The organism is Xenorhabdus budapestensis (assembly GCF_002632465.1).
Classification (GTDB): domain Bacteria; phylum Pseudomonadota; class Gammaproteobacteria; order Enterobacterales; family Enterobacteriaceae; genus Xenorhabdus; species Xenorhabdus budapestensis.
In genome coordinates this window covers 65,603-88,583 of sequence record NZ_NIBS01000006.1, presented here as the reverse complement: position 1 = coordinate 88,583, position 22,981 = coordinate 65,603, and the positions used below count along the sequence as shown (strand labels likewise).

Sequence of the window (22,981 nt, the reverse complement as noted above, 5' to 3'; positions counted from 1 at the left end):
AATTAGTAACGTCTTTGCCATTCAGCATCAGTCAACACATTAGATAGTTTGCCCATAAAATTATGGTAGAACACATCATAAGCCAGCACATTTTTGACATAAGAGCGTGTTTCAGAAAAAGGGATGCTTTCAATAAAAGCGATAGCATCAATGTTTCCCGCACTATTGGTTAACCAACGTTCGACATTTCTGGGGCCTGCGTTATAGGCAGCACTGGCGAGAATACGGTTATTACCAAGACTTTGGTAAATCGATTCCAGATATGCGGTTCCAATTTTGATATTCATGGTCGGGTTCATTAATTGGTTGCTGCTGACATAGCCATCAATTTTTTGGCTCTTTGCTGTATGTTCTGCCGTTTTGGGCATCAGTTGCATTAATCCGCTCGCTCCTTTTGAAGATCGCGCTTGTGGGTCCCATGCGCTTTCCTGTCGCGCAATAGCCATTGCATAACTTTGTGAAATACTTTTATCTGAAGTGAAATGAGCAAATTCGTTTTGCCATGCTAAAGGAAAACGTTCTTCAAGATGATCCCACATCTTGCCGACGATCGTCGCCTGAACACTCATCGCAGGCCAATTCTGTTCAAAAGCATAACGAGCCAGTTGTTCTTGCTTGGTGCTGTTTCGTGAAGAAACTAAATTGATCCATTCTGAGCGGGCCAGATCACCCATATGCCAATACATTAATTCACGGATCCGCTTAATCTGTGGTAACTTCGCAATGGAAGTATCAGGTCTTTCTGACTTATTGATAACCAGAGGATAGGGCATATGTAATTTCTGCGCTGCTACCATGGGGTAGAAACCACGATGCTCCATCAACTTACGTAATATGGCGTCCCCTTCCTTTTTCTTATCTGTATTCAACAGGACAATCGCACGCCAATATTGCCATTCATCTTTTTGCAGGACATTTTTAGGTAACAAGCTTAACCATTCCGCCAGCCCTTTTTCATCGGCATTCTGTAGCGCCAAACGAGCACGGCGTTCAATCAGGGCGCTGGAGTGTGAGCCTCGTATTGTACTATCCCGCCATTTTGCTTGCTCTGGAGTAATATCACCCATTAATTGCCATGCCACGATGTCTTTTAATCTCTGTCTTTCCTGGTCATTCATTTTTTGCGCCCGTGCAATGGAGGAGAGACTGAGTCTGGCTTGCTCAGCATCTTTACGGGCAAAATGAGAAAAAGCATTGATGATCATAGAACGGGTGAAATCAGTCGGTCTTATTGTCCTGGCAAAGTGTTCAACAGACGTTGGATCACTTTGCAATTTCAGTAAATGAGTTCTCAAGCTGCGATAATTCAAGGGCAGGCGCTTGATAAGATAACTCGCGAGGGTTGTATTATTCCCCTCTACTGCTAACTTGATACGCTGCAATATTAAATTTACGGATAAATGCCCGGAGCGTTCCCAGACATTCAACAAATTATCGCAATCATCGGGTAATGAGTTGTCACGTAACCAAATTTCCTTAGCGCCTTTCCAGGCGGTTTTCTGATTTCCTACTACCCACTTAGCAAAGTAATAATTACAACGTGCTGCCATGGTATTGGGTGCATTAGGACTGAATGCCAGAATACCATACCAATCTCCGTCATTTGCCAGAGAGCTGATATATCGGGATGACAGGGAATGAGTGGGTGGCAGGGTCGGGTGAGCAGTAATGAAGTGACGAACTTGTTGGGGAGAAATAATTTTCAGGTTATGAACTAATTGACGATACTCAAGGTAAGGATACAGAGGGTAATCCTTTAATGTTGGCATCAACCGATCAACTTCTGCCATATTTTTCGCATCCCATGCGAATTTTATTGCCTGATAGCGCTCTCGTTGAGCTTCCAGAGAGTCAGCATGCGCCATTCCAACAATAGAAGCCAGACTAACAGTCATTATAAAATGCTGCCATTTACTTATAGTCACATACTCCTCCAGAAGATTGACCGATAGTGAACGAAATATAAATTGTTTTAATTATAATAATATTGATGTGATTTATCACAACGATGAACGTAATTGACCATAATGCTAAACAGGTAGCAACACGATCAGCTAAATTTAGGGTAAAATACCCTATCCAAGCCCCACAAGCGTAAACAAATATTAAATATTTCCTTAATTATCAAAAAGGTACATTACTTTGGCTCAATATGTTTATAGTATGCACCGGGTTGGAAAAATTGTTCCCCCGAAAAGGCATATTCTGAAAAATATTTCCTTGAGTTTTTTCCCTGGAGCAAAAATCGGTGTTCTTGGCCTGAATGGTGCTGGTAAATCGACCTTACTGCGTATCATGGCAGGGATCGATAAAGATATTGAGGGGGAAGCGCGTCCACAACCGGGCATCAAAATTGGCTATTTGCCGCAAGAGCCTAAACTCAATCCTGAACATACCGTTCGTGAAGCGGTGGAAGAAGCAGTCAGCGAAGTTAAAAATGCACTGACACGCCTTGATGAAGTTTATGCCGCTTATGCTGATCCAGATGCGGATTTTGACAAACTGGCTAAAGAACAAGGCGAACTGGAAGCGATTATCCAGTCTCATGACGGTCATAATCTGGATAACCAACTTGAACGAGCGGCTGACGCTCTGCGTTTGCCAGCATGGGATGCTAAAATTGAGCACCTGTCCGGGGGGGAACGTCGCCGCGTTGCGATTTGCCGCCTGTTGCTGGAAAAACCGGATATGCTGTTGCTTGACGAACCGACCAACCACCTTGATGCTGAATCTGTAGCATGGCTGGAGCGCTTCCTGCACGATTATGAAGGTACAGTCGTTGCTATTACCCACGACCGTTACTTCCTCGATAACGTTGCGGGCTGGATCTTGGAGCTTGACCGTGGCGAAGGTATTCCATGGGAAGGTAACTATTCTTCGTGGCTGGAGCAGAAAGATGCTCGTCTGGCACAAGAAGCCGCAACAGAAGCTGCCCGTCGTAAATCCATTGAGAAAGAATTGGAATGGGTTCGCCAGAATCCGAAAGGGCGTCAGGCCAAAGGTAAGGCTCGTCTGGCTCGCTTTGAAGAACTCAATAACGTTGAGTACCAAAAGCGTAACGAAACCAGTGAGTTGTTCATTCCGCCTGGGCCAAGGATGGGGGACAAGGTACTGGAAGTGAGTAACTTGACTAAATCTTATGGTGATCGAGTTCTGATTGATAACCTGAGTTTTTCTCTACCAAAAGGTGCTATTGTCGGGATTATCGGCCCGAACGGTGCGGGTAAATCAACCCTGTTCCGTATGTTGTCTGGTCAGGAACAACCGGATTCCGGCTCAATCACTTTGGGTGAGACTGTGAAATTGGCTTCCGTTGATCAGTTCCGCGATAACATGGATGACAAGAAGACGGTATGGGAAGAAGTGTCCGGCGGGCAGGATATTATGCGCATCGGTAGCTTTGAGATCCCAAGCCGTGCCTATGTAGGCCGCTTTAACTTTAAAGGCGTGGATCAAGGGAAGAGCGTTGGTGAATTGTCCGGTGGTGAGCGTGGCCGTTTGCATCTGGCGAAACTTCTGCAAGTGGGCGGTAATATGTTGTTGCTGGACGAACCAACCAATGACCTGGATATCGAAACTCTGCGCGCACTGGAAAATGCTCTGTTGGAATTCCCAGGTTGTGCGATGGTTATTTCTCATGATCGTTGGTTCCTTGACCGTATCGCAACACACATCATTGATTATCAAGATGAAGGTAAGGTGAGTTTCTTTGAAGGAAACTTCAGCGAATACGAAGACTACAAGAAGCGGACACTGGGCGCTGAAGCGTTGGAGCCTCATCGCATTAAGTATAAGAAAATCAGTAAATAAGATTTAATTAGTTAAGATAAGAAACGGCCTGATATCAGGCCGTTTTCGTTCTTTTAAGGAAACACACAGTTATGACACCATAACTCTTTGCTCTTGTAAGGATTCATAAGTCTTAATGACTTTACCTCTTTCTAGAGTAATCATACTATCAGCGTACTGAATCAGGCGTTTATCTTGAGAGGAGATCACTACTGTGCCTTTCTGCTCATGTGCGATAAATTTAAAGATATCAACAAACATCTTTAATTCCTGATGGTTTAAGTGACTAGTTGGTTCATCTGCAAATAGATACTCAGGTCTTCTTACGAGTGCTTTTGCCATAGCAGCTCGTTGTCTTTCGTTTTCAGAAAGCTCTCCTGGATAGTAACGGCTCTTGTCACTTAATTTCACAATATCTAACGACTTCTGTGCAATTCTTACTGCTTGCTCTTGGGAAAGAGATAATCCGTAAGAGTTGGATAATAACAAGTTATCTAACAGCGTAAGCTCACTGGATAAATTAAAACCCTGAAAAATAAACCCACTATTTTTCGAATGAAACTGACCTAATTCGGAATCACTCATTAGTTTTAGTTTGTTATTATTGATTAATACATCTCCTTGATCTGGTTGTAACATACCCGAAGCAATCGATAACAATATGCTGTTGGTTGATGTCTTCGGCCCTGTTATCAAAGTAATTTCACCTGGTATAATAGAAAATGTGATGTCTGAAATCATTTCATAATTAACTGTATTATCAGTTAGACCATATGAAATATTGATAACTTCAATCGATTTAAATTGATTTAAGTTCATATTCTCAACACAATTAGGTTAAAAAGTTAAAGCTTTTTCCTTAAATATGTTATCTAAATTTATTGGCGGCTTATTAATATCAATAAGACATTGTAAGAATTTAAATAGTTCACGCATGAAATATCTCGACAATACTAAACTTATGTCAATTATTATTTACAATTATTATATAATAAATGAGATATTTCTTAGTCTTAGAGTCAAATGTTAATGATATCCGCTATTACTGAGAAGAAGATAACATAAATAAAAAGGTATAAATTATTCTGTTTTTATTCCAATTTTATAATAAGGAAAAAAGTCATTTTACTCATGTCAAAAGGCTAATATTTTTTACATCACCTCCATCCTTAATAAAAATCACACGGAAATTATGTGGTTTTTGTTGATAATAAATGAATTTTATATAGATAAATCAATAGGTCCGTTAATTAAATGACTTATTTCTCGACAATTCAAGCCTAAACAGTAAAACCTAAGCATCAAAAAATATTATTATCACAATTTATTTTGTTACTGATGAAAAAATAACACAATGAAATATTTAATTATAGAGTGTTTTAGAATAAAACATGAAATAACAAAAATTACTATAGAAAATAAATCATCTTAATTAATCATTATAATAGTAACCATTCAGGCTATTAGTATATATACCCTAATCTTTCAAGTTGCCGCCTGGTTATTTGCGCTTATTTATCTGCTTTATTTACCATTGCGGCTACTTGAAATCTATTGATATAAAAATGCGTTATGCCATTAACATTTCCTGAACAAGTTCAACACAGCGAAGAAAACGCTGATCATAATCAGGTGAGTTAACACATACATAATCAATGTTATTTTTTTTCAATAAGCTTTTAAGCAATTGCTGAAACTCTTTACGCTCTTGTTCATTGCCCAGACTTCTCAGTCCATCCGCCACCCAGGGAGTGTTATTTTCTAAGAGAATGACCAGATCAAATCGATATTCATCAATCATTGCCTGAACAAAGGGATGTTCTTTCCCTTCGTAGCGTTTGCAAAATGCCTGTGTTGTGACAAAGTCAGTATCAATAAAGGCGACTTTGTTGGCATATTTTACTGAAAAGTCAATGTATTGTGCGTGACCTAAAGCTATTTTATCGTAATCGGAGTATTGTAGAGCCATCTCATCTCCCCCTAAATGGGAAAATACATACTCACGCCCATACTCCCACGCGCTCGTCGTGTTAAACATATTCGCCAGTTTGTTTACCAACGTAGATTTCCCACTTGATTCACCACCAAGGATAGCGACAGTACGCACAAAAAACGGCTTCACTTCTGTCGGAATATATTCCCAATAGTGGAAAGGAGCCTGTCGTATCTGACTTCCACTGATATTCATGAATGAGCGTTGTGGGTCGATAAGGATAGTTTCAATGCCAAAATGCGCTTTATAGCGTGAGACATCTTGTGCTTCGCTGGAATAGATATAGTCAGGATTGATGCCTTTTGTGACCATGAACCGTTTCGTACTCTGGCTCCAGGCTTCCCAACCGTGTGGATAGGGCTCCATACCTTGTTCATCAAAAGCATGGATGTGGATATTTTTTTGATATTTAAACGTTTGTAACAGCCATCTCAGGCGGTCACTGACAGTAGGCTGTTGAGACATTGAACTATTGATAAACAGCTCCCGATCCCGTAATTCGTCATAACAGAGAATGACGTGCAATTCATCGACTTGGCTGGATGCTCGTTGGATCAAATAAATATGTCCAGTATGTAACGGGTAAAATTTACCAAACACGACACCGATAGTTTTCTTTTCCATAGGGTACGCCAATCCTAAATGTTGATGAAGAGATGCTAATTTCTGTGCGCTCGGACTTTTTATCTTGCCGTTAATAAGTTGGCTTAAGTAGCCTTTTGTCATACCACTTGCATCAGCGACTTGCTGTAGTGTGTGATTCGCCTGTTTGATTGCCTCTTTTAAATAGTCAAACTGTCCCATACACATCCCCTTTGTTTAGTATGCTAAACAAAATAACATGCTCACTGTGAAAGGTAAAAGCAAAGTTTGTTGGTCATTGGGTTATTAGAAGTAAATACTACAATGTTAAATATTGATGGAAGTTAAAATTTAATAGTTACCATTATTGATAGAATAAAATTAGTAATAATTAAACTTTTAGCTAAATCGCGGAATTAAGTAAATAGATGGTTATTAAATTAAATGAAAATGATATCGCCTGTTTCCTCATATGAGTGAGAGCAGGCGATAACATAAAAAGTGATACTTCAGATAATTAAAGTGTATGAAATATATAATCGCCTTGCCGTTTGCTAATCAAGGTACTAACCACAATATAACATCCACGATGTATCATTCATGATTAATCGTCCAGTTCATCAAGAACAGATAAAGCATCTGTCAGTTTTTTGACCCCAAAGGCTTTCATTCCCGGTAATGCTTTTTTCGGCATATTAGCATAAGGCACAATTGCCCGTTTAAAACCGTGTTTGGCAGCTTCTGAAATACGCTCCTGACCACTGGGCACAGGGCGAATTTCCCCGGCCAGCCCAACCTCACCGAATACCACTAAATCACGGGGCAAAGGACGATCACGAAAGCTGGAAACCAAAGAGAGCAGTAATGCAAGGTCAGCGCTGGTTTCAGTGACTTTTACCCCACCGACCACATTAACGAAGACATCCTGATCCGCCATTTGCAAACCACCATGCTTGTGTAATATCGCCAACAGAATTGCCAGACGATTTTGCTCAAGCCCCACGGCTACCCGACGAGGATTCGACATCATGGAGTGATCAACCAAAGCCTGAATTTCCACCAGTAAGGGACGAGTGCCTTCCCAGACAATCATAACGGAGCTGCCTGAGGTGATCTCATCACCACGGCTCAAGAAGATGGCGGAGGGATTATTCACTTCCCGCAATCCCTGTTCGGTCATAGCGAATACCCCCAATTCATTGACTGCACCGAAACGGTTTTTATGACTGCGGAGAGTACGGAAACGAGAATCGGCTTCACCATCCAACATCACTGAACAGTCTATACAGTGTTCCAACACTTTCGGGCCAGCCAGAGAACCATCTTTTGTCACATGGCCAACCATGATGATCACAACACCGCGGGTTTTAGCAAATCGAGTCAGGTAAGCCGCCGTTTCCCTGACTTGTGCCACACTGCCGGGTGAAGATTGGATATCTGCCATGTGCATAACTTGAATAGAATCAATAACCATTAGTTTAGGTTGTTCCTGTTCGGCAATCAGACAAATCTGTTCAATGCTTGTTTCAGACAACATGTTCAGTTTATCCGTCGGCAATCCTAGCCGATGGGCCCTCATTGCCACTTGCTGCAACGATTCTTCACCCGTTACATATAAGGTTTTCATCTGCTCAGATAGTTGACACATGGTTTGCAGTAATAGGGTACTTTTGCCTGCGCCCGGGTTACCACCTATCAAAATAGCACTCCCGGGTACGACTCCACCGCCGAGTACACGGTCAAACTCTTTAAACCCGGTGGAAAAACGAGGTAGCTCTTCCAAACTGATTTCGGAAAGTTTTTGTACTTTACTGACTCCGGCATCTCCCGCATAACCGCTGAAACGATCATTGCGAGAAGAAGATGAAGTTGCGGCCAAACGCACTTCTGTAATGGTATTCCATGCCTGACATGCAGTGCATTGCCCCTGCCAGCGGGGATAATCCGCCCCACATTCGTTACAGACGAACGCCCGTTTTGCTGCTTTTGCCACTGTATACTCCCTGATATGACTGCTCTGGACAGCTAGAAAATGACTTTAACGCTCTTCGTGTTTTAAGCCGCCGCTCAAAATACACAAAACACCCATCAAATCCGCATGACGAATACCCACCTTAGCGTGTGTATATACTTTCGGTTTCGCATGATAGGCAATTCCCAGCCCTGCCTTGCGGATCATTTTCAAATCGTTGGCACCATCCCCGATTGCCACAGTTTGGCTGAGTGGAATATTCAACTCTTTTGCCAGCCGTAGCAACGTGGTTGCTTTATATTTTGCGTCAACAATTGGCCCTTTGATTTTGCCTGTCAATTTGCCATTTTTTATTTCGAGCTGATTGGCAACTGCGGCAAAAAGGCGTAATTGTTGGCGAAGATTATCGGCAAAGAAGGTAAAGCCTCCAGATGCAATGGCGACATGCCAGTCCAGAGATTGTAGTTTGCGGACAAGGCTGGTCAAACCCGGCATGAGAGGAAGTGTATCCATGACTTGCTGTAATATAGCGGCATCAGCGCCAGCCAGTTGGGCAACTCGCTGGTGTAAGCTTTCTGAGAAATCTAATTCTCCCTGCATTGCCCGTTCTGTAATCTCAGCGACTTTGTCACCAACACCAGCCAGTCGTGCGATTTCATCAATACATTCAATCTGAATGGCGGTTGAGTCCATATCCATGACTAACAACCCTGGCGAACGTAAGCGAGGGATTTGTCCCAATGGAACAACATCCAGATGACATTCATCTGCTAATCGTTTTATGCGTGGAGAAAGACTTCCCGCGATGCGAACAACTTGATAGTCATCAATGCGCCATGAAGAAACGACAACAATGGCGGCTCCCAGACGATGCTGAAAATCACTGATGCGTTGTTTATCCAAATTGCGACCATATAGTAACCAACCACTGTCTCCAGCTCGGTAATCCAGTGGCATAACTTCATCCCCACTGAGGGATAACGGTAATCCCGGCCATTTATGGACTTCATCGGGTAAGTAACGATAGGCCAGATTGTTAGACATGAATATCGGCTCCTGTAATTCCATGTAATTTTGGCAGGTAAAAAATACTTTTCAAACTATCCTATCACTACTGTATCTGGCAACATGGAATGTTACGAGTTTGGGGGTGAGATAATTATGAGTAAAGCAAAACTGAAATTTCGACTGCACAAGACGGCAATTATTTTAATATGTATAGCACTGTTGGTATTGCTGATGCAGGGTGTTTCTTATTTTAGCCGTTCACAGCAACAAGCCCATATAGATCAGTTTGAAGATTTAGCCAAGACGCTGGCAAAACAGGTTGCATTCAGTCTGTCTGATTATATGGATAATGGCAGCAAAGATCTTAATAATAAGAAGATTATGGACAATCTGAATTATCTGACTAATAAAAGCCGCATCCTGGATGCCAGCGTTTATCTGGAAAATGGAACACAGGTTGCACGAAGTGGTGAACTTGTCTCTGTTCGTGAGCGGTTATCTTTGGATGGTAAAAAAGCAGGCAGTTATTTTAACCAACAAATTGTTGTGCCCATACCGGGTAAAAATAAACCTAAAGGTTTTCTCCGTTTGACGCTGGATACCCACAGATTAGCAACAGAAGCCAAGCAAGTAGATAACACGACTAATTTGCTCAGGGTTATGCTGCTGTTAGCGTTGGCGATTGGATTTATTCTTGCTCATAACTTACTACAGCTTGCTCCCAGCCGTTGGCAGCAATCACCTTATTTACTGACAGCTAATACCAAATCATCGGATGAAGAAGACAAAATAGATAATTCCACCCGTTAAACCGGGTTGGTTACCAAAACAGAAAATAATTTGGGGTGAAGGGGATGGTGCTGCCTGATCAAAATGACCCAGGGTGGCACTGTTTTTAGTGATCATCATAAAAATCCTTATCATCATAATACAGCTTGAAGCAGATGGAATAGATCAGACAATGTAATAGTGCTGCTGCGACGGAGCCATAAAAAATGATGGAATGATGTGGAAGTTCCGAATGAACAAGCGGAGGATGCCCAAAACGGAAAACATACATATGAAAAGAGATAGCTAATATCGTTAGTATAATTCCGAAAACATTGTAGTGGACATGAGTTGATAAGAGGAATCGTCTTACTATAAAGAAAAAAGGAATCAACATTAATAGAGAAATTATTATGTAAGTCATTATCATTTACCCTGATGCTATTTTAAATTTCACCATGAAAATATTTATGACGATTATCACTATAAATAACATTTTCGCTGATCAGTTTATTTTTCTGTTATTTAAAGCAATGAAACAAGAGTAGATCGTGGTTTGTATATAGATAGTAAACATGGTTATTATTTATATTTCTTATAAGTTTGATTGGTTTTTTAATTATTGATGTAGCAGATGATTATACAGGGCTATTTTGTATTTAACTCTTTTTTGATAACTATTAATTAAATTGTAATGGTAATGCAATACCAATTATCAAAAATAATAATATAACCAAAAAGGAATTTACTAATACAGAAAGTGGACGTTTTGATGATGTTAAAACAGGAGTTTCAAGGTCAGGTTTTTTTTCATCTAATAAATATTTGTTATCGTCAATCTTGGAAAGTATTTCTTCAGCACGTTTCCGGTCAGAACGATGTACCAGTAGCTTTACTCCTCCAAATGCATGGGAATACATATAATTATTCCATACTACGCCTTCATCGATTATTCTTGCACGGATACCCTCAGATAACATTCTGCCAAGGATAATATTAGCCTCTATAGGTGACATGAAATTAGCTAAGAACTGCATATGTCCTCTTTGCGGAGATATGTTCCACATAAGCACCTCTCAATCATATGGTTTATCAATTAGATACATTATCAATTAAATAACCAAATCTACTGAGTATAGTTAAAGTATAATTTAATATCAGATGTAAACACTAACTTATACAAATAGATTTTAAACCGTAGTTTAATAAACGAAAACCTATCACAGAAAGTCATTAATTAAAAACTTTTTATTTAAACTGCCTGAACTCTGTAGAGAGCAGAATTCAGGCATGATTTTTCAGTTTATTGAGATGGATTATCATTAAGATTTTATATGAGTACTATCCTAAATTGAGCACAGTCAGATTATAAGTATCGGGATTGGGGCCGAGACGTTTACCTATATCCAACCCAGCCATGGTAGCCAGATCTTCTTTCTCTAATTTGAAATCAAAAACGGCAAAATTTTCTTTAATACGGTGAGGTGTTACTGATTTGGGAATAGCAATCATGCCAGAGTCAAGATGCCAGCGAATAACAATTTGAGCCGGTGTTTTTTCATATTTAGCAGCCAGACTTTCAACTATTGGGTGATTAAAAACGCCTTTTCCACCACGAGACAATGGGCTCCAGGATTCAGTTGTAATATGGTGGGTGGCATTCCATGAATGAAGTTGTCGCTGTTGCATCAGTGGATGCAGTTCGATTTGATTGATTACAGGTGCGACACCTGTTTCTGATATTAATTTCTGTAAATGTTCAATGTGAAAATTACATACACCAATACTGCGCACCAGTCCCGATTCTTTCAATTCAATGAATTGTTTCCATGTTTCAACATACTTATCTTGCTGGGGCACGGGCCAGTGAATCAGGAACAGATCGACGTAATCCAGTTTTAGCTGATCCAGACTTTCTTGCAATGCAATTTGTGCATCCTGATGGCGATCGTTCCACAGTTTGGTTGTGATAAAAATCTCTTCCCGTGGAATATTGCTTTCTTGTAATGCTTTCCCTACGCCTTTTTCATTGTGATAAATTGCCGCAGTGTCAATAGAACGATAGCCTACTTCCAATGCGGTGTGGATAGCGTTAACAACTTGCTCATTACTCGCTTGCCAAACCCCAAGCCCTAATTGTGGCATGAGGTTCCCATCAACGAGTTTAATTATTGTCTGCTGACCCATTCTTACCTCCTTCAGATTTGGCATATCAGATGGACACTTCGTAAATTAGCTTACTGGCAGCAAGCATAATGTTCTGGTGTTCACCTAACATGCTATCGCTTGTCTATATCGGTTTATTGCAGTAACAGAGTCCACTCGATTCAAGGTTACTTAACTTTTTTGTCAAAATTTGGTCAGAATTCAAATCATTGACAATCATGATACCTGTCGGAGCGGACTCTAATGATTTAACTTTTGGATTGAGAAGTTAATAACCAGAGAAAAAAAAGGGTTTTGAAATAGCGGTGAATAACCAATATATTCATTTACGTTTTCTTGATGATGCTTTTTTGTGACGCCAATACATCAATAGAGATGCGGTAAGACCGCTGATCAACAGAATGACAGGCAAGATCATCAAAATATTCATGACCAAATCCTGATGTGCTTTGACAAAAGGGATTTGATTCAAGATATAGCCAAAACTCACGATTATGATGACCCATAAGAAGCCACTTAACCAATTAAAAAATTGAAAGCGTTTATTATTCAGTCCAGAAATACCTGCAAAAGTTGGCAGGAGAGTACGGACAAAGGCGAGAAAACGCCCGATGAGCAACGCCGCCAGGCCATGTTTGGTAAATAAAATATTGGCACGTTGGCGGTACTGTAGAGGAAGTTGAGCCAACCAGTTCTTGACGATCCGGGTATGGCCTAACCAACGTCCTTGCAAATAACCTAACCAACATCCGAGGCTTGCTGCAATAGTCAGTAAAATGATGGTTGGAAAGAACCCCATAACACCTTTAGCGATTAACGCACCAGCAAGAACCAGAAGAGTATCTCCGGGCAAAAATGCGGCGGGTAACAAACCGTTTTCTAACACCAGCGTGACGAAGATAACACCATAAATAATCCAGATGACATCGGGATTGGCGAGTTGGGTAAAATCATGCTGCCAAAGTGCATGCACGATCCCGCTTAACGTTTCCATTATTTATCCTGTAATTTCTGCACGATACCTTTACATAACCGTTTCTGAACAACCGTTTTTGAACAACAGCAAAAAGTATCAAATAAGCACATGTGTCCCAGTGTACCGCAAAATTGTGGTAGAGGAGTTGATTTGATCTGGCATGAAGAGAATCAATTGAAGATAAGGAAAGAAAACAGTGGCCATCTGTAGTGGAAAGATAGCCATTCAGGGGGACGATCGTTATGTATCAAGTTATTTATGCTAACGCCAAGTAATTTATGTTAACGCATAGCAATGCGGGTAAAAGCGGCATCCAAGTCAGCAATCAAATCCTGGAGATTTTCGAGTCCGATATGTACACGGATTAACGTTCTTTCTTTTTTGGGGAAATGGTAATGTTTGGGGAAATGATAGTGGCGTAAAGTCGCGAGTGATTCAGGTGAGATGCCCAAAATTAACGATTCAAATCCTCCCCAAGAAAACGCCATTTTAAAATGTTGTAAATTATCAAAATAATCAGAAAGTTGAGTGGAAGTCAGGTTAATATTCAGGAGGAAAGAGAACAGCCCGCTGGAGCCAGTGAAGTCACGTTGAAAGTAGTGATGTCCGGGACAAGAAGGTAGCGCGGGGTGATAAACCTCAGCGACTTCAGGCCGTTGGGATAGCCACTTAGCAATTTCAAGGCTGCTTTCTTCATGTTGTTTTAAGCGGACAGCCAGCGTATGTAATCCACGGGTTGCGAAATAAACCGTATCGGGGTCAGCAATTTGTCCCATCAAATAAGAATTTTCCCGCAATTGATCCCAACAGCGCTTATTGGCGACAGCCGTACCCAGCATGCCATCCGAATGGCCGATGATATATTTTGTGGCGGATTGAATAGAAATATCGACGCCAAAATCCAATGCTTTGAAGAGAATACCGGCAGCCCATGTATTATCGATCATAATGACAATTTCAGGATTAATCTGCCGGGCAGCCTGCACGATAGCAGGGACATCCTGAACCTCCATCGTGAGGGAGCCGGGGGATTCTAGAAAGATGACCTTTGTATTTGGTTGAATGAGTGTGGCAATCTCTTTTCCGATCATTGGGTCAAAGTAATCGGTGGAAATATTCAGCTTTTTGAGAACGTGATTACAAAACTCTTGCGTCGGCTCATAGGCTGTACCTGCTACTAAAATATGATCCCCTGTCTCTACAAATGACAGAATGCTGTTGGTAATAGCGGCTGTACCGGATGGATACAGTGCACACCCCACGCCACCTTCCAGTTCTGCCATTGCTTCCTGAAAAGCAAAATGCGTCAATGTGCCACGACGTCCATAGAATAGTTCACCGTTAGCACGATGTTTTATGGCATGCCTCAGATCTTCAACAGTTTCGAAAATGACGGATGAGGTTCGTTGGATAATGGGATTGACAGCATTAAGCGTGAATTTGTGCTTTCTTCCGATATCAACCAGTTTGGTCTCCAGTTTCTTTTCTTCTGCCATATGATTTCCCCCTCAATTAACGTTGATTACTCAAATAATCATTGCAAGTTAAAAGATCTGTCACGTTTTTTACAAAGGGATTCTTGCAACGTGACGAAAATTCAAGGTGATTAGTGATAGTGAAAAAAGATGGTTGTAGTGAAATCGCCCCTTTTCATTACCACTTTTTTATTAAATAGTAATGATAATTACTATCAAATCGCTCAATGTCTGATATCATTTGGAATGGACTTTTCCCTCACGTGATGAAAAGCATGAAATAGGGTTAAACGGAACCTTATCAGGTGGAAAAGCGAGCTATGGCTCAGGATATATTAGGATTAGCAAGATGAGTATACGCGATTCATTGCTAAGTAACAGAATCTATAAAAAAGAGAGTAAGGCTAACTGATGCGTAATTTGACAGCTTCTATTCTATTGGCACTCGGGTTAACAGGTTCAGCGTGGGCTAATACCGTACCAGCTAATACCGTACCAACAACAGCGGTTGCTGCGCCAGAAAATCAGGCGGCCATTCAGGTAGCGGCTCCGGCAACATCGATATCTTCTGCGGCTCCGCAAGCAGGAACGGCGAAAGCAGATACACAGCAAGGTGAAGCTCAGAAAATGGATGCGTCAGTGACAGCTGAACAGCAAACAGTAACTACCGAGTTCACTGAAATAACAGAAACAGGCGCAGCGGAATCAACGGCTGTGGAAAGATCTGAAAACTTGTCCAGTGGTTTTGCAACGGATCTTTCTGTTTGGGGTATGTATCAGAATGCGGATGTCGTGGTAAAAAGCGTCATGGTAGGTTTGGTGATTGCTTCTGTTATTACATGGGCACTTTTCTTCTCCAAAGGAAGCGAATTATTAATGGCTCGTCGCCGTTTACGCAGAGAGCAACTGGCATTGGCTGACGCTGCTAATCTGGATGCAGCCGTGAAAATTGCCACTGATTTCGGTAAGAATAGTATCAGCCGCCTGTTATTGAACGAAGCACAGTCTGAACGCAACTTATCTGCTGAAAGCAATGACAAAGATGGAACCAAAGAGCGTACCTCATTCCGCATGGAGCGCGCTGTTGCGGCAATCAGCCGTTATATGGGGCGTGGAAACGGTTATCTGGCGACTATTGGCGCTATTTCACCGTTTGTCGGCCTGTTTGGTACTGTCTGGGGGATCATGAACAGCTTCATTGGTATCGCGCATTCACAAACCACTAACCTGGCGGTTGTTGCTCCGGGTATTGCAGAAGCACTCTTGGCGACAGCATTGGGTTTGGTAGCTGCAATTCCGGCGGTAGTTATCTATAACGTTTTTGCCCGTGTGATTTCATCATACCGTGGACAAGTAGGTGATATGGCGGCACAGGCAATGTTGTTGCTTGGTCGTGATCTTGATTTGGCTGACAGAAAAACTGAAAAAGCAGAAGCAAGGTAATCAATTATGGCAATACGTCTTAATGAGAATTTGGACGATAACGGTGAATTACACGAGATTAACGTCACGCCATTTATTGATGTGATGTTGGTACTGTTGATCATCTTCATGGTGGCAGCACCACTGGCAACAGTTGATATCAAAGTCGATTTACCGGCATCGTCAGCCAAACCACAACCCCGACCAGAGAAACCGGTCTTTCTGACGGTAAAAGCAAATCATCAGCTATATGTTGGTGATCAGCTGGTTGAGCGTGACACGCTGTCTTCGGTACTGGATCAAACAACCCAATCCAATAAAGAAACCACGATTTTCTTCCAGGCGGATAAAACCGTGGATTATGAAACGTTAATGAGCGTGATGGATTCTTTGCGTAAGGCTGGCTATCTGAAAGTTGGTCTGGTCGGAATGGAAGCGGTAGAGGCTAAATAACGTTATCAGTGGTTAATTTATCTGAATAATAGAAACTGCCCGAATAATCAAATCGGGCAGTTTCTATTGGACACAAAATAATAATAAAACACTCTACACGTTTTTCCAATCAAACGGCAGTAACTCACCAAGTGATAAAACCAACTCTTGGTTAATTTTCACTTCAGCATGGATATTTTCTCTATTGATCTGACTGATAAACTCCCGACATCGACCACAAGGAGGAATAATATTCCTATATTTATTAACCGCGATAACTTTCATTATTCGGTTTTCTCTATGTTTTATCATATCTGCAATGGCACCATGCTCTGCACAAAATCCCATTGAACAGGCGGTGTCAATATTAATACCGGTATAAATATGCCCGGATTCACACTGAATAACCGCAGCTACATGACCATATTTAATATATTTATTTAATTGTGTCGGGGAAATAAGTTGATGTGCAATATTTTCCATTTCATCAAAAGAGATCATAAGGTACTCCCAATAGGCAATCTATAAGATATAGAACTTACTCTTTAATATTACGAATAAGATCCACAACTGATTGTGCCATTTCCTCTTCATTTTCTCCTTCAACCCGAATAGTGACTTCCATGCCATTTTTTATTCCCATTGACATAATTTTGAACATGCTTTTTAAATTGGCACTTTTATCTCCCCTGATAATTTCTATCGTGCCATTGTAAGTTTTGGCTAAATTACAAAGTTGGGCAGAAGGCCGGGTATGCAGCCCCGAAGGGGCTGTGACTATTACGGAATATTCGATCATAAATTTACCTAAAAAGAAAATCAGGATTCAGTTAATGAACCACCACGTGTCTGAATAACTTTCTGATACCAATAAAACGAATCTTTCTTATAACGGTTGAGGTCTTTTAGATCGTCGTCAGTGCGATTGACATAAACGAAGCCATACCGTTTTTTGTAACCATTGCTGGTGGAAAGAAGGTCAATAAAACTCCACGGATTATAAGAGAGAACCACAACACCTGAATCCATCGCTTGTTTAATGGCCTGAAGGTGTTTTGCCAGATAATCAATGCGGTAACTGTCATGAATGGTGCCATCAGATTCCAGTAGATCATCAGCACCGAAACCATTTTCCGTGATCATCAACGGCTTCTGATAACGGGTATATAAATCGCGTAATAAATATTCAAGCCCAAGCGGGTCAATCGCCCAATCCCAGTCTGTGGTATCAAGTTGGGGGTTTTTATGGATCTGATAGTAATCAGGTTGAATCTCATAGCCGTCAATTTGCCCTTTGATACCTGTTGGATTAAAACCATCCATTCGTCTCTGAGCATTTGTCGGCGCTGCTGCGGCAGTATGGCTGCAATAATAATTGAGTGCCAGAAAATCAGAATAGCCTTCTCTGATTAATTCCATATCACCGTCTTCGATATTGGGAGCCAGCCCATGATTTTTCAGGTAAATCAACGCGGATTGATTATATTGTCCTTTCAGATAAATATCGGTGAAATAGTAATTACGTAGATCATTAGCATTTTGGGCAGCCAAATTATCTTCCGGTTTGCTGGTTAACGGGTAAATAGCGGAATATCCCAATGCTGCGCCGACTTGACCATCAGGCACCCATTGATGAACTAACTTACAGGCAATCGCATGAGCCAGATTCATATGGTGATTTATCTGATACTTAATCTGCTCATTGTGGAGATATTGCTCAGGGATAAAGCACTTTTTTGTCCAGAATTGCACAATAATGCTTTGCTCATTGATAGTCAGCCAATATTTGACTTTCCCGCCATATTCTCTGATGACAAATTCAGCATAATAGGCAAAATCATTCACACTTTGTCTATCGATCCAACCATGATATTTTTCCACCAATACCATAGGCATATCATAATGATAAAGTGTCGGGATTGGCGTAATACCGTTTTCCAAGAGTTCATCAATAAGATTGTGGTAAAACTGTACGCCTTTATCATTAGGCTTGCCGATCCCATCAGGGAAAATGCGCGACCATGCGATGGAGAAACGATAGGCTTTCAACCCCAGCTCTTTCATTAATGCAACATCTTCTTTATAGCGATGATAATGGTCACTGGTAATATGAGTATCAGCTAATCCGGGTTTATTATTGAGAATATCTTGCTGTGATAATTTCTTGCCATATTCTTCCGCTGCTCCTTCAACCTGATAGGCACTGGTTGCAGCTCCCCAAAGAAAGTTTTCAGGAAACAAAGTATTATTTTTCGTCATGCTGTTTTTCCTCTTTATTATTACTCGTAATGTGAAGATGTTTATATAAACTAATAATTTCTTCTCTCAAAATTAACTCACTGCGTATTGTCATTAATGTATCCTGAGCATGAATAAATAGCAGGCTTAAATTAAAGTTATCTCCCTGAGTTTCTTTCTGAATAACTTCAGTCTGTGTCTGATGAGCAGATAACATCATTTTGCGTGCTTTTTCCATATATAAGCGGGCATTTTCAAAATCACCATCCCGGGCATATTTCATGGCTTTTTCACTTTTTTCTCTGGCATTACCTGCATCGAGAATTATTTCCATGGAAATAGGAACTAAAATATTTGCCTCACTGTTCATTGTTATTTTCCTTGTACTGGAGTTGGATATATAACTTATGCTGAATTGGTGCTCTCTTCCTCAATACGTTTTTTCTCATACACCTTAAAGAAGGGATACCAGGTAATCAGGAACACGGCCATTAGTACGACGTAACAGATGATAGCCCGCCAGTCTTCCGTAATCATGACGCTGGAGAACGGAGCTGGTATTTGACCGACTTGAATCATTTTTGCGGGAATATTCAGCCAGTCTGAGCGCATGAATACCCAGACGATAATGGGGCTGGTGATTGCGTTAATCCACATGGGAAGCATTAACAGTGGGTTGAGGACAATCGGTGTACCAAACACCAGCGGTTCGTTGATATTGAAGAAAGAAGGCCCAATGCAGATATAGCCCGTGGCTTTAAGCTCTCTGGATTTAGAAAACAGCATTAAAAGATTTAATGCGAGAGTGGCACCAGTTCCTCCCATCGTAATCAAAGCTGCTGTATACATGGTTTCATAGGTCACAATATTGGTAGGGGGCTGCCCTGCTGCCACCAGAGTAATATTGGCACTGATACCAAGCATAAAGATAGGCATTTGCAGGCCGGTAAATGTCCAGACTGAAATTCCCATCGACATTGCAATAGCCGGGATCAATGCCATAAGTATGAATCCCGGCAATGTTTGCCCGAATGCAGCAATAGGAGAAAAGAGAGAAAGTAGCCGGGAGAAGACATCAACTTCAAAGGTGAATACCAATAATGTTCCTGTCCCGATGGAAATCAGAATCGGGATAATGGCATGTATCCAGCCGACAACAAAATCAGGCAGGGAGCTTTCTTTCAGGAAACCTATTTTGGTATATAGGTGAAACAGATAGGAAACAAACAGGCCGGTGGCAATACCCAATAAAATTCCTGCGGGGCCGAATCGTTCAAAACTGACAATCATGTTGCCGTCAGAAAATTCTGGTTTGATGAACATCATATAGACGCAGATGGAAGTCAGCCCGGCAATTAGGGTATAGCGAAAATGATGAAGTTTCTCCATCATCTGATTAGCTATCATAAACGCGGTAATTAAACCGAGCATGCCAAAAGAGTATTCAGCGATCCGGCCAAGATTGGGTAAAAAAGGGAGGTAAGAACGAAATACGTTATAAAAAAATATAAGTGATCCTGCTAAAATAAAAGGAATATTTTTTTGCATAGAGCCAGAAATAGCGGCTACCCACGGCCGCTTAGTAAAATTTTGCATCGCCGGTGCAAATGAGTCAGATAACCACGACATAAATGCTTTCATTTCGCATCTCTCTTTATTATTGTCTTTATCTATTCTGAGTAAGTACAATCCCTGGTGTTGTAAAGAGTAAAATTAATGATTCAAAGTACTTATGGCTAATTTCAGTAATGCTTCTCCGTCTAATTTTCCATAAATATTTTGTGGTACAACAAGGACAGGAATATTGTAAATATCAGCATGTTTTTGGAACTCATCTTTTTGCGAAGCATAGTGAGGGCCAAGAAATAGGATATCGATAACTGAAAAGTATTCTGCAACCTCGCTTTCACTTCTGGCTTCGACGGTAACTGATACACCTTTTTGTTTGGCGGCATTCCTGGTTTTTGTTGCTAACATGCCACTGGAAATACCTGCCCCACAACACAACATAATAAAAATATTTTTCATATGAATTCCTTATTATTTTGCTGCTAATTGATTTTTGTTTTTTGACCTATAAACTACTATCTTGAATTTTGATTTTATATTCAATTATGTGTTTTCACTTTAAGAGGGCAAATTTCTATTTTTTTTAAATTGATTATCCCGGTAAGTTTAAGGTGTTATTTATTCATTTAACAGGGGGTTGTAATGCTAAGGCCTAAGCAGAAAGAATTATTGGATTATTTACTGAATAAAAATACCCCGACTCTGGCAATAAAATTATCTCAGGTCTTAAACGTCTCCATTAGAACGATAAAAAATTATGTAGCAGAAATTAATGAATCCTATGGCGAGAAAATTATTCTCTCTGGTCGCTCAGGATATTATTTTTCACCTGATATAAATATAAAATTACTTCAGCAACCCAGTGGTTTGCCAAAGACTTATCAGGAAAGGGTAAGTTTTTTGATTAAGTCCATCCTGTTATTTAAGAAAAGCAATAATATTTATGATCTCAGTGCTGATTTGTATATCAGTGACTCAACGTTAAAATCATTGATATATAAAATGAATAGTTCATTTGAACAATTTAATGTCAGATTTTTATGCAAGAATAACCATATTGAAATTTGGGGGGCAGAACAAAAATTAAGAGAGTTGGTTTATCATATAATTATCGAACAAACAGACTATTGTTTCAGTGAGTTAAAAACATTGGAAACAATATTTGGTACTCAACAGGTAGAAATGGTATCCGATCTTATTAAGGAGATATTTTATAAATGGGGCTATTCTGTTTATGATCTCTCTTATGCCAATCTTGTCTTACATCTTTTAATACTGATAAATCGGATAAAGCATGACAAATATTTAGATACTCCGCTAACTTTTGTTGGAAACAATAAATTACACACTATAACTGATGAGTTATGTGATAATTTGCAACATAAATTTGATGTTTCAATATCAGAGAATGAAAGAAATGCTTGTTATACTTTGTTGAAAATCAACGTCAATTCTAATCATACTAAAGGTAGTGAATCAATTGATTTGGTGGATGAGGGTTTATACCAACTTACAAAACAAGTTACTGAATTTGTAAAGGAACATTACCTGATTGATTTTGGAACAGATGATTTTATCTCATTATTTTCTCTGCATATATCAGGGCTGAAAATACGGTTGGAACATAATATTTATACCAAAAATCCCATGTTGGAAGTAATAAAAAAGGAGTGTCGCACAATTTTTGATATCGCTGTTTTTATCTCTTTACAATTAAATGAATTCTTAGGTAAAAAACTGAATGAAGATGAGATTTCTTTTATTGCCCTGCATGTTGGTGCTGAATTTGAACGGCAAAAAAGTCATGATAATAAAGTGCGGGCAGTGCTTTTATGCCCCGGCTACCGAGGAATTGAAAATAAAATCTATCATCAATTATTGTGTGATTTTGGTAATGAAATAAGTGTAATTAAGAGGATTTCGCAGCCTTCTGAATTGGAAAACCTGGAGTTCGAATTATTGATTACGACAATAAATCTTCCTGCCAGCCATAATTATGAAACAGTGTGTATTTCTCCTTTCCAATTACGGAATAAGCGCACGCAGTTGATTGGCAAGATTGATATTGCTAATGCCAATCGGAAGAAGAAGACGCTACAACGTAATTTTGATCTATTTTTTGAGCAAGGTCTGTTTTGGTTTGAACCCGGCTTTCAATACAGAGATGAAATTATTGATGATCTTTGTCAGACAATGTTTGCCAAAGGTTATGTTGAGTCTGATTTTTTCAGATATGTTTATCAGCGTGAAAGTGCTTCCTCAACGGCCTTTGGTATTCTGGCATTACCCCATTCAGTAAAGATGGATGCAATAAAAACGGGTGTTGCTGTTGTTATCAGCCCAAAAGGGATACGTTGGGGGAAAGATGAACGTGTGCATGTTATTTTTTTAATCGCGATAAACAGGATAGACAGGGTATGTTTTGCAGAGTGTTATGATGCGTTATTAGATGTCTTTAGCCATGATAAGATTATTAATCAACTGCATAAAATAACTTGTTTTGAACGCTTTCGGGAAATGTTGGTCAGAGCAAATAAATCTTAAGTTATATACCCAATAGATTTCAAACTGCAACTTGAAAAATGAAGGGT

At 40.2% G+C, this 22,981-nt stretch carries 20 protein-coding genes; 5 read left to right on the top strand and 15 right to left on the bottom strand.

The genetic code is table 11. The annotated features are described in order from the left end of the window. Positions 1–2: 2 nt before the first annotated feature. Positions 3–1,919 carry a murein transglycosylase gene (gene sltY / locus Xbud_RS07985; RefSeq protein WP_099135653.1) on the bottom strand — a complete coding sequence of 639 codons (1,917 nt, stop codon included), beginning with the start codon at positions 1,917–1,919 and terminating at the stop codon, positions 3–5. 223 nt (positions 1,920–2,142) lie between these two features. Between sltY and ettA the strand changes: the two genes are divergently transcribed. Continuing rightward, entirely contained in the window at positions 2,143–3,810 is a 1,668-nt protein-coding gene (gene ettA, locus Xbud_RS07980; protein ID WP_099135571.1) for an energy-dependent translational throttle protein EttA, read from the top strand. A gap of 69 nt (positions 3,811–3,879) precedes the next feature. Here the strand turns inward: ettA and Xbud_RS07975 are convergent, their stop codons facing one another. From Xbud_RS07975 to serB, 4 genes are all read right to left on the bottom strand, one after another. Beyond that, on the bottom strand, positions 3,880–4,608 hold the full coding sequence (locus tag Xbud_RS07975; protein ID WP_099135570.1) for an ATP-binding cassette domain-containing protein: 729 nt from the start codon (positions 4,606–4,608) through the stop codon (positions 3,880–3,882). 751 nt (positions 4,609–5,359) lie between these two features. Next, the gene (gene nadR, locus Xbud_RS07970) at positions 5,360–6,586 is read right to left on the bottom strand and encodes a multifunctional transcriptional regulator/nicotinamide-nucleotide adenylyltransferase/ribosylnicotinamide kinase NadR (protein WP_099135569.1); all 1,227 of its coding nucleotides are present in this window, start codon (positions 6,584–6,586) and stop codon (positions 5,360–5,362) included. A 382-nt stretch (positions 6,587–6,968) separates the two neighbouring features. Beyond that, on the bottom strand, positions 6,969–8,357 hold the full coding sequence (gene radA, locus Xbud_RS07965) for a DNA repair protein RadA (protein ID WP_099135568.1): 1,389 nt from the start codon (positions 8,355–8,357) through the stop codon (positions 6,969–6,971). Between the two features lie 45 nt (positions 8,358–8,402). After that, entirely contained in the window at positions 8,403–9,380 is a 978-nt protein-coding gene (gene serB, locus Xbud_RS07960; RefSeq protein WP_099135567.1) for a phosphoserine phosphatase, read from the bottom strand. Positions 9,381–9,497: 117 nt separating this feature from the next. Between serB and Xbud_RS07955 the strand changes: the two genes are divergently transcribed. Next, entirely contained in the window at positions 9,498–10,154 is a 657-nt protein-coding gene (locus Xbud_RS07955; RefSeq protein ID WP_099135566.1) for a YtjB family periplasmic protein, read from the top strand. Positions 10,155–10,792: 638 nt separating this feature from the next. Here the strand turns inward: Xbud_RS07955 and Xbud_RS07945 are convergent. The 4 genes from Xbud_RS07945 to metC all read right to left on the bottom strand — a co-directional run bounded on the left by Xbud_RS07945 (position 10,793) and on the right by metC (position 14,750). Beyond that, a complete protein-coding gene (locus tag Xbud_RS07945) occupies positions 10,793–11,149 on the bottom strand; it encodes a putative signal transducing protein (RefSeq protein ID WP_244589882.1) in 357 nt (118 codons plus the stop codon). A gap of 304 nt (positions 11,150–11,453) precedes the next feature. Further along, the gene (dkgA, locus tag Xbud_RS07940) at positions 11,454–12,299 is read right to left on the bottom strand and encodes a 2,5-didehydrogluconate reductase DkgA (RefSeq protein WP_099135563.1); all 846 of its coding nucleotides are present in this window, start codon (positions 12,297–12,299) and stop codon (positions 11,454–11,456) included. 301 nt (positions 12,300–12,600) lie between these two features. After that, complete coding sequence (locus tag Xbud_RS07935) at positions 12,601–13,272, bottom strand: DedA family protein (protein WP_099135562.1); 672 nt, start codon at positions 13,270–13,272, stop codon at positions 12,601–12,603. Positions 13,273–13,535: 263 nt separating this feature from the next. Next, a complete protein-coding gene (metC, locus tag Xbud_RS07930; protein ID WP_099135561.1) occupies positions 13,536–14,750 on the bottom strand; it encodes a cystathionine beta-lyase in 1,215 nt (404 codons plus the stop codon). A gap of 390 nt (positions 14,751–15,140) precedes the next feature. Between metC and exbB the strand changes: the two genes are divergently transcribed. Both exbB and exbD read left to right on the top strand, forming a co-directional pair. Then, the gene (gene exbB / locus Xbud_RS07925) at positions 15,141–16,172 is read left to right on the top strand and encodes a tonB-system energizer ExbB (protein WP_099135560.1); all 1,032 of its coding nucleotides are present in this window, start codon (positions 15,141–15,143) and stop codon (positions 16,170–16,172) included. 6 nt (positions 16,173–16,178) lie between these two features. Beyond that, a complete protein-coding gene (gene exbD, locus Xbud_RS07920; protein ID WP_099135559.1) occupies positions 16,179–16,604 on the top strand; it encodes a TonB system transport protein ExbD in 426 nt (141 codons plus the stop codon). A gap of 93 nt (positions 16,605–16,697) precedes the next feature. Here the strand turns inward: exbD and Xbud_RS07915 are convergent, their stop codons facing one another. The 6 genes from Xbud_RS07915 to Xbud_RS07890 all read right to left on the bottom strand — a co-directional run bounded on the left by Xbud_RS07915 (position 16,698) and on the right by Xbud_RS07890 (position 20,849). Next, entirely contained in the window at positions 16,698–17,084 is a 387-nt protein-coding gene (locus Xbud_RS07915; protein WP_211283502.1) for a cytidine deaminase family protein, read from the bottom strand. A 37-nt stretch (positions 17,085–17,121) separates the two neighbouring features. Next, positions 17,122–17,382 carry an HPr family phosphocarrier protein gene (locus Xbud_RS07910; protein ID WP_099135558.1) on the bottom strand — a complete coding sequence of 87 codons (261 nt, stop codon included), beginning with the start codon at positions 17,380–17,382 and terminating at the stop codon, positions 17,122–17,124. A 20-nt stretch (positions 17,383–17,402) separates the two neighbouring features. Next, positions 17,403–18,842, bottom strand: coding sequence for a glycoside hydrolase family 1 protein (locus Xbud_RS07905; RefSeq protein WP_099135557.1), 1,440 nt, complete (start codon positions 18,840–18,842; stop codon positions 17,403–17,405). After that, entirely contained in the window at positions 18,829–19,191 is a 363-nt protein-coding gene (locus Xbud_RS07900) for a PTS lactose/cellobiose transporter subunit IIA (protein WP_099135556.1), read from the bottom strand. The genes Xbud_RS07905 and Xbud_RS07900 overlap by 14 nt, the downstream gene beginning before the upstream one ends. Positions 19,192–19,226: 35 nt before the next feature. After that, on the bottom strand, positions 19,227–20,462 hold the full coding sequence (locus tag Xbud_RS07895) for a PTS transporter subunit EIIC (protein WP_099135555.1): 1,236 nt from the start codon (positions 20,460–20,462) through the stop codon (positions 19,227–19,229). Between the two features lie 72 nt (positions 20,463–20,534). Next, a complete protein-coding gene (locus tag Xbud_RS07890; RefSeq protein WP_099135554.1) occupies positions 20,535–20,849 on the bottom strand; it encodes a PTS sugar transporter subunit IIB in 315 nt (104 codons plus the stop codon). A 183-nt stretch (positions 20,850–21,032) separates the two neighbouring features. On the opposite strand from Xbud_RS07890, the gene Xbud_RS07885 reads away from it, so the two are divergent. Next, positions 21,033–22,934, top strand: coding sequence for a BglG family transcription antiterminator (locus tag Xbud_RS07885; protein WP_099135553.1), 1,902 nt, complete (start codon positions 21,033–21,035; stop codon positions 22,932–22,934). Positions 22,935–22,981 lie beyond the last annotated feature (47 nt).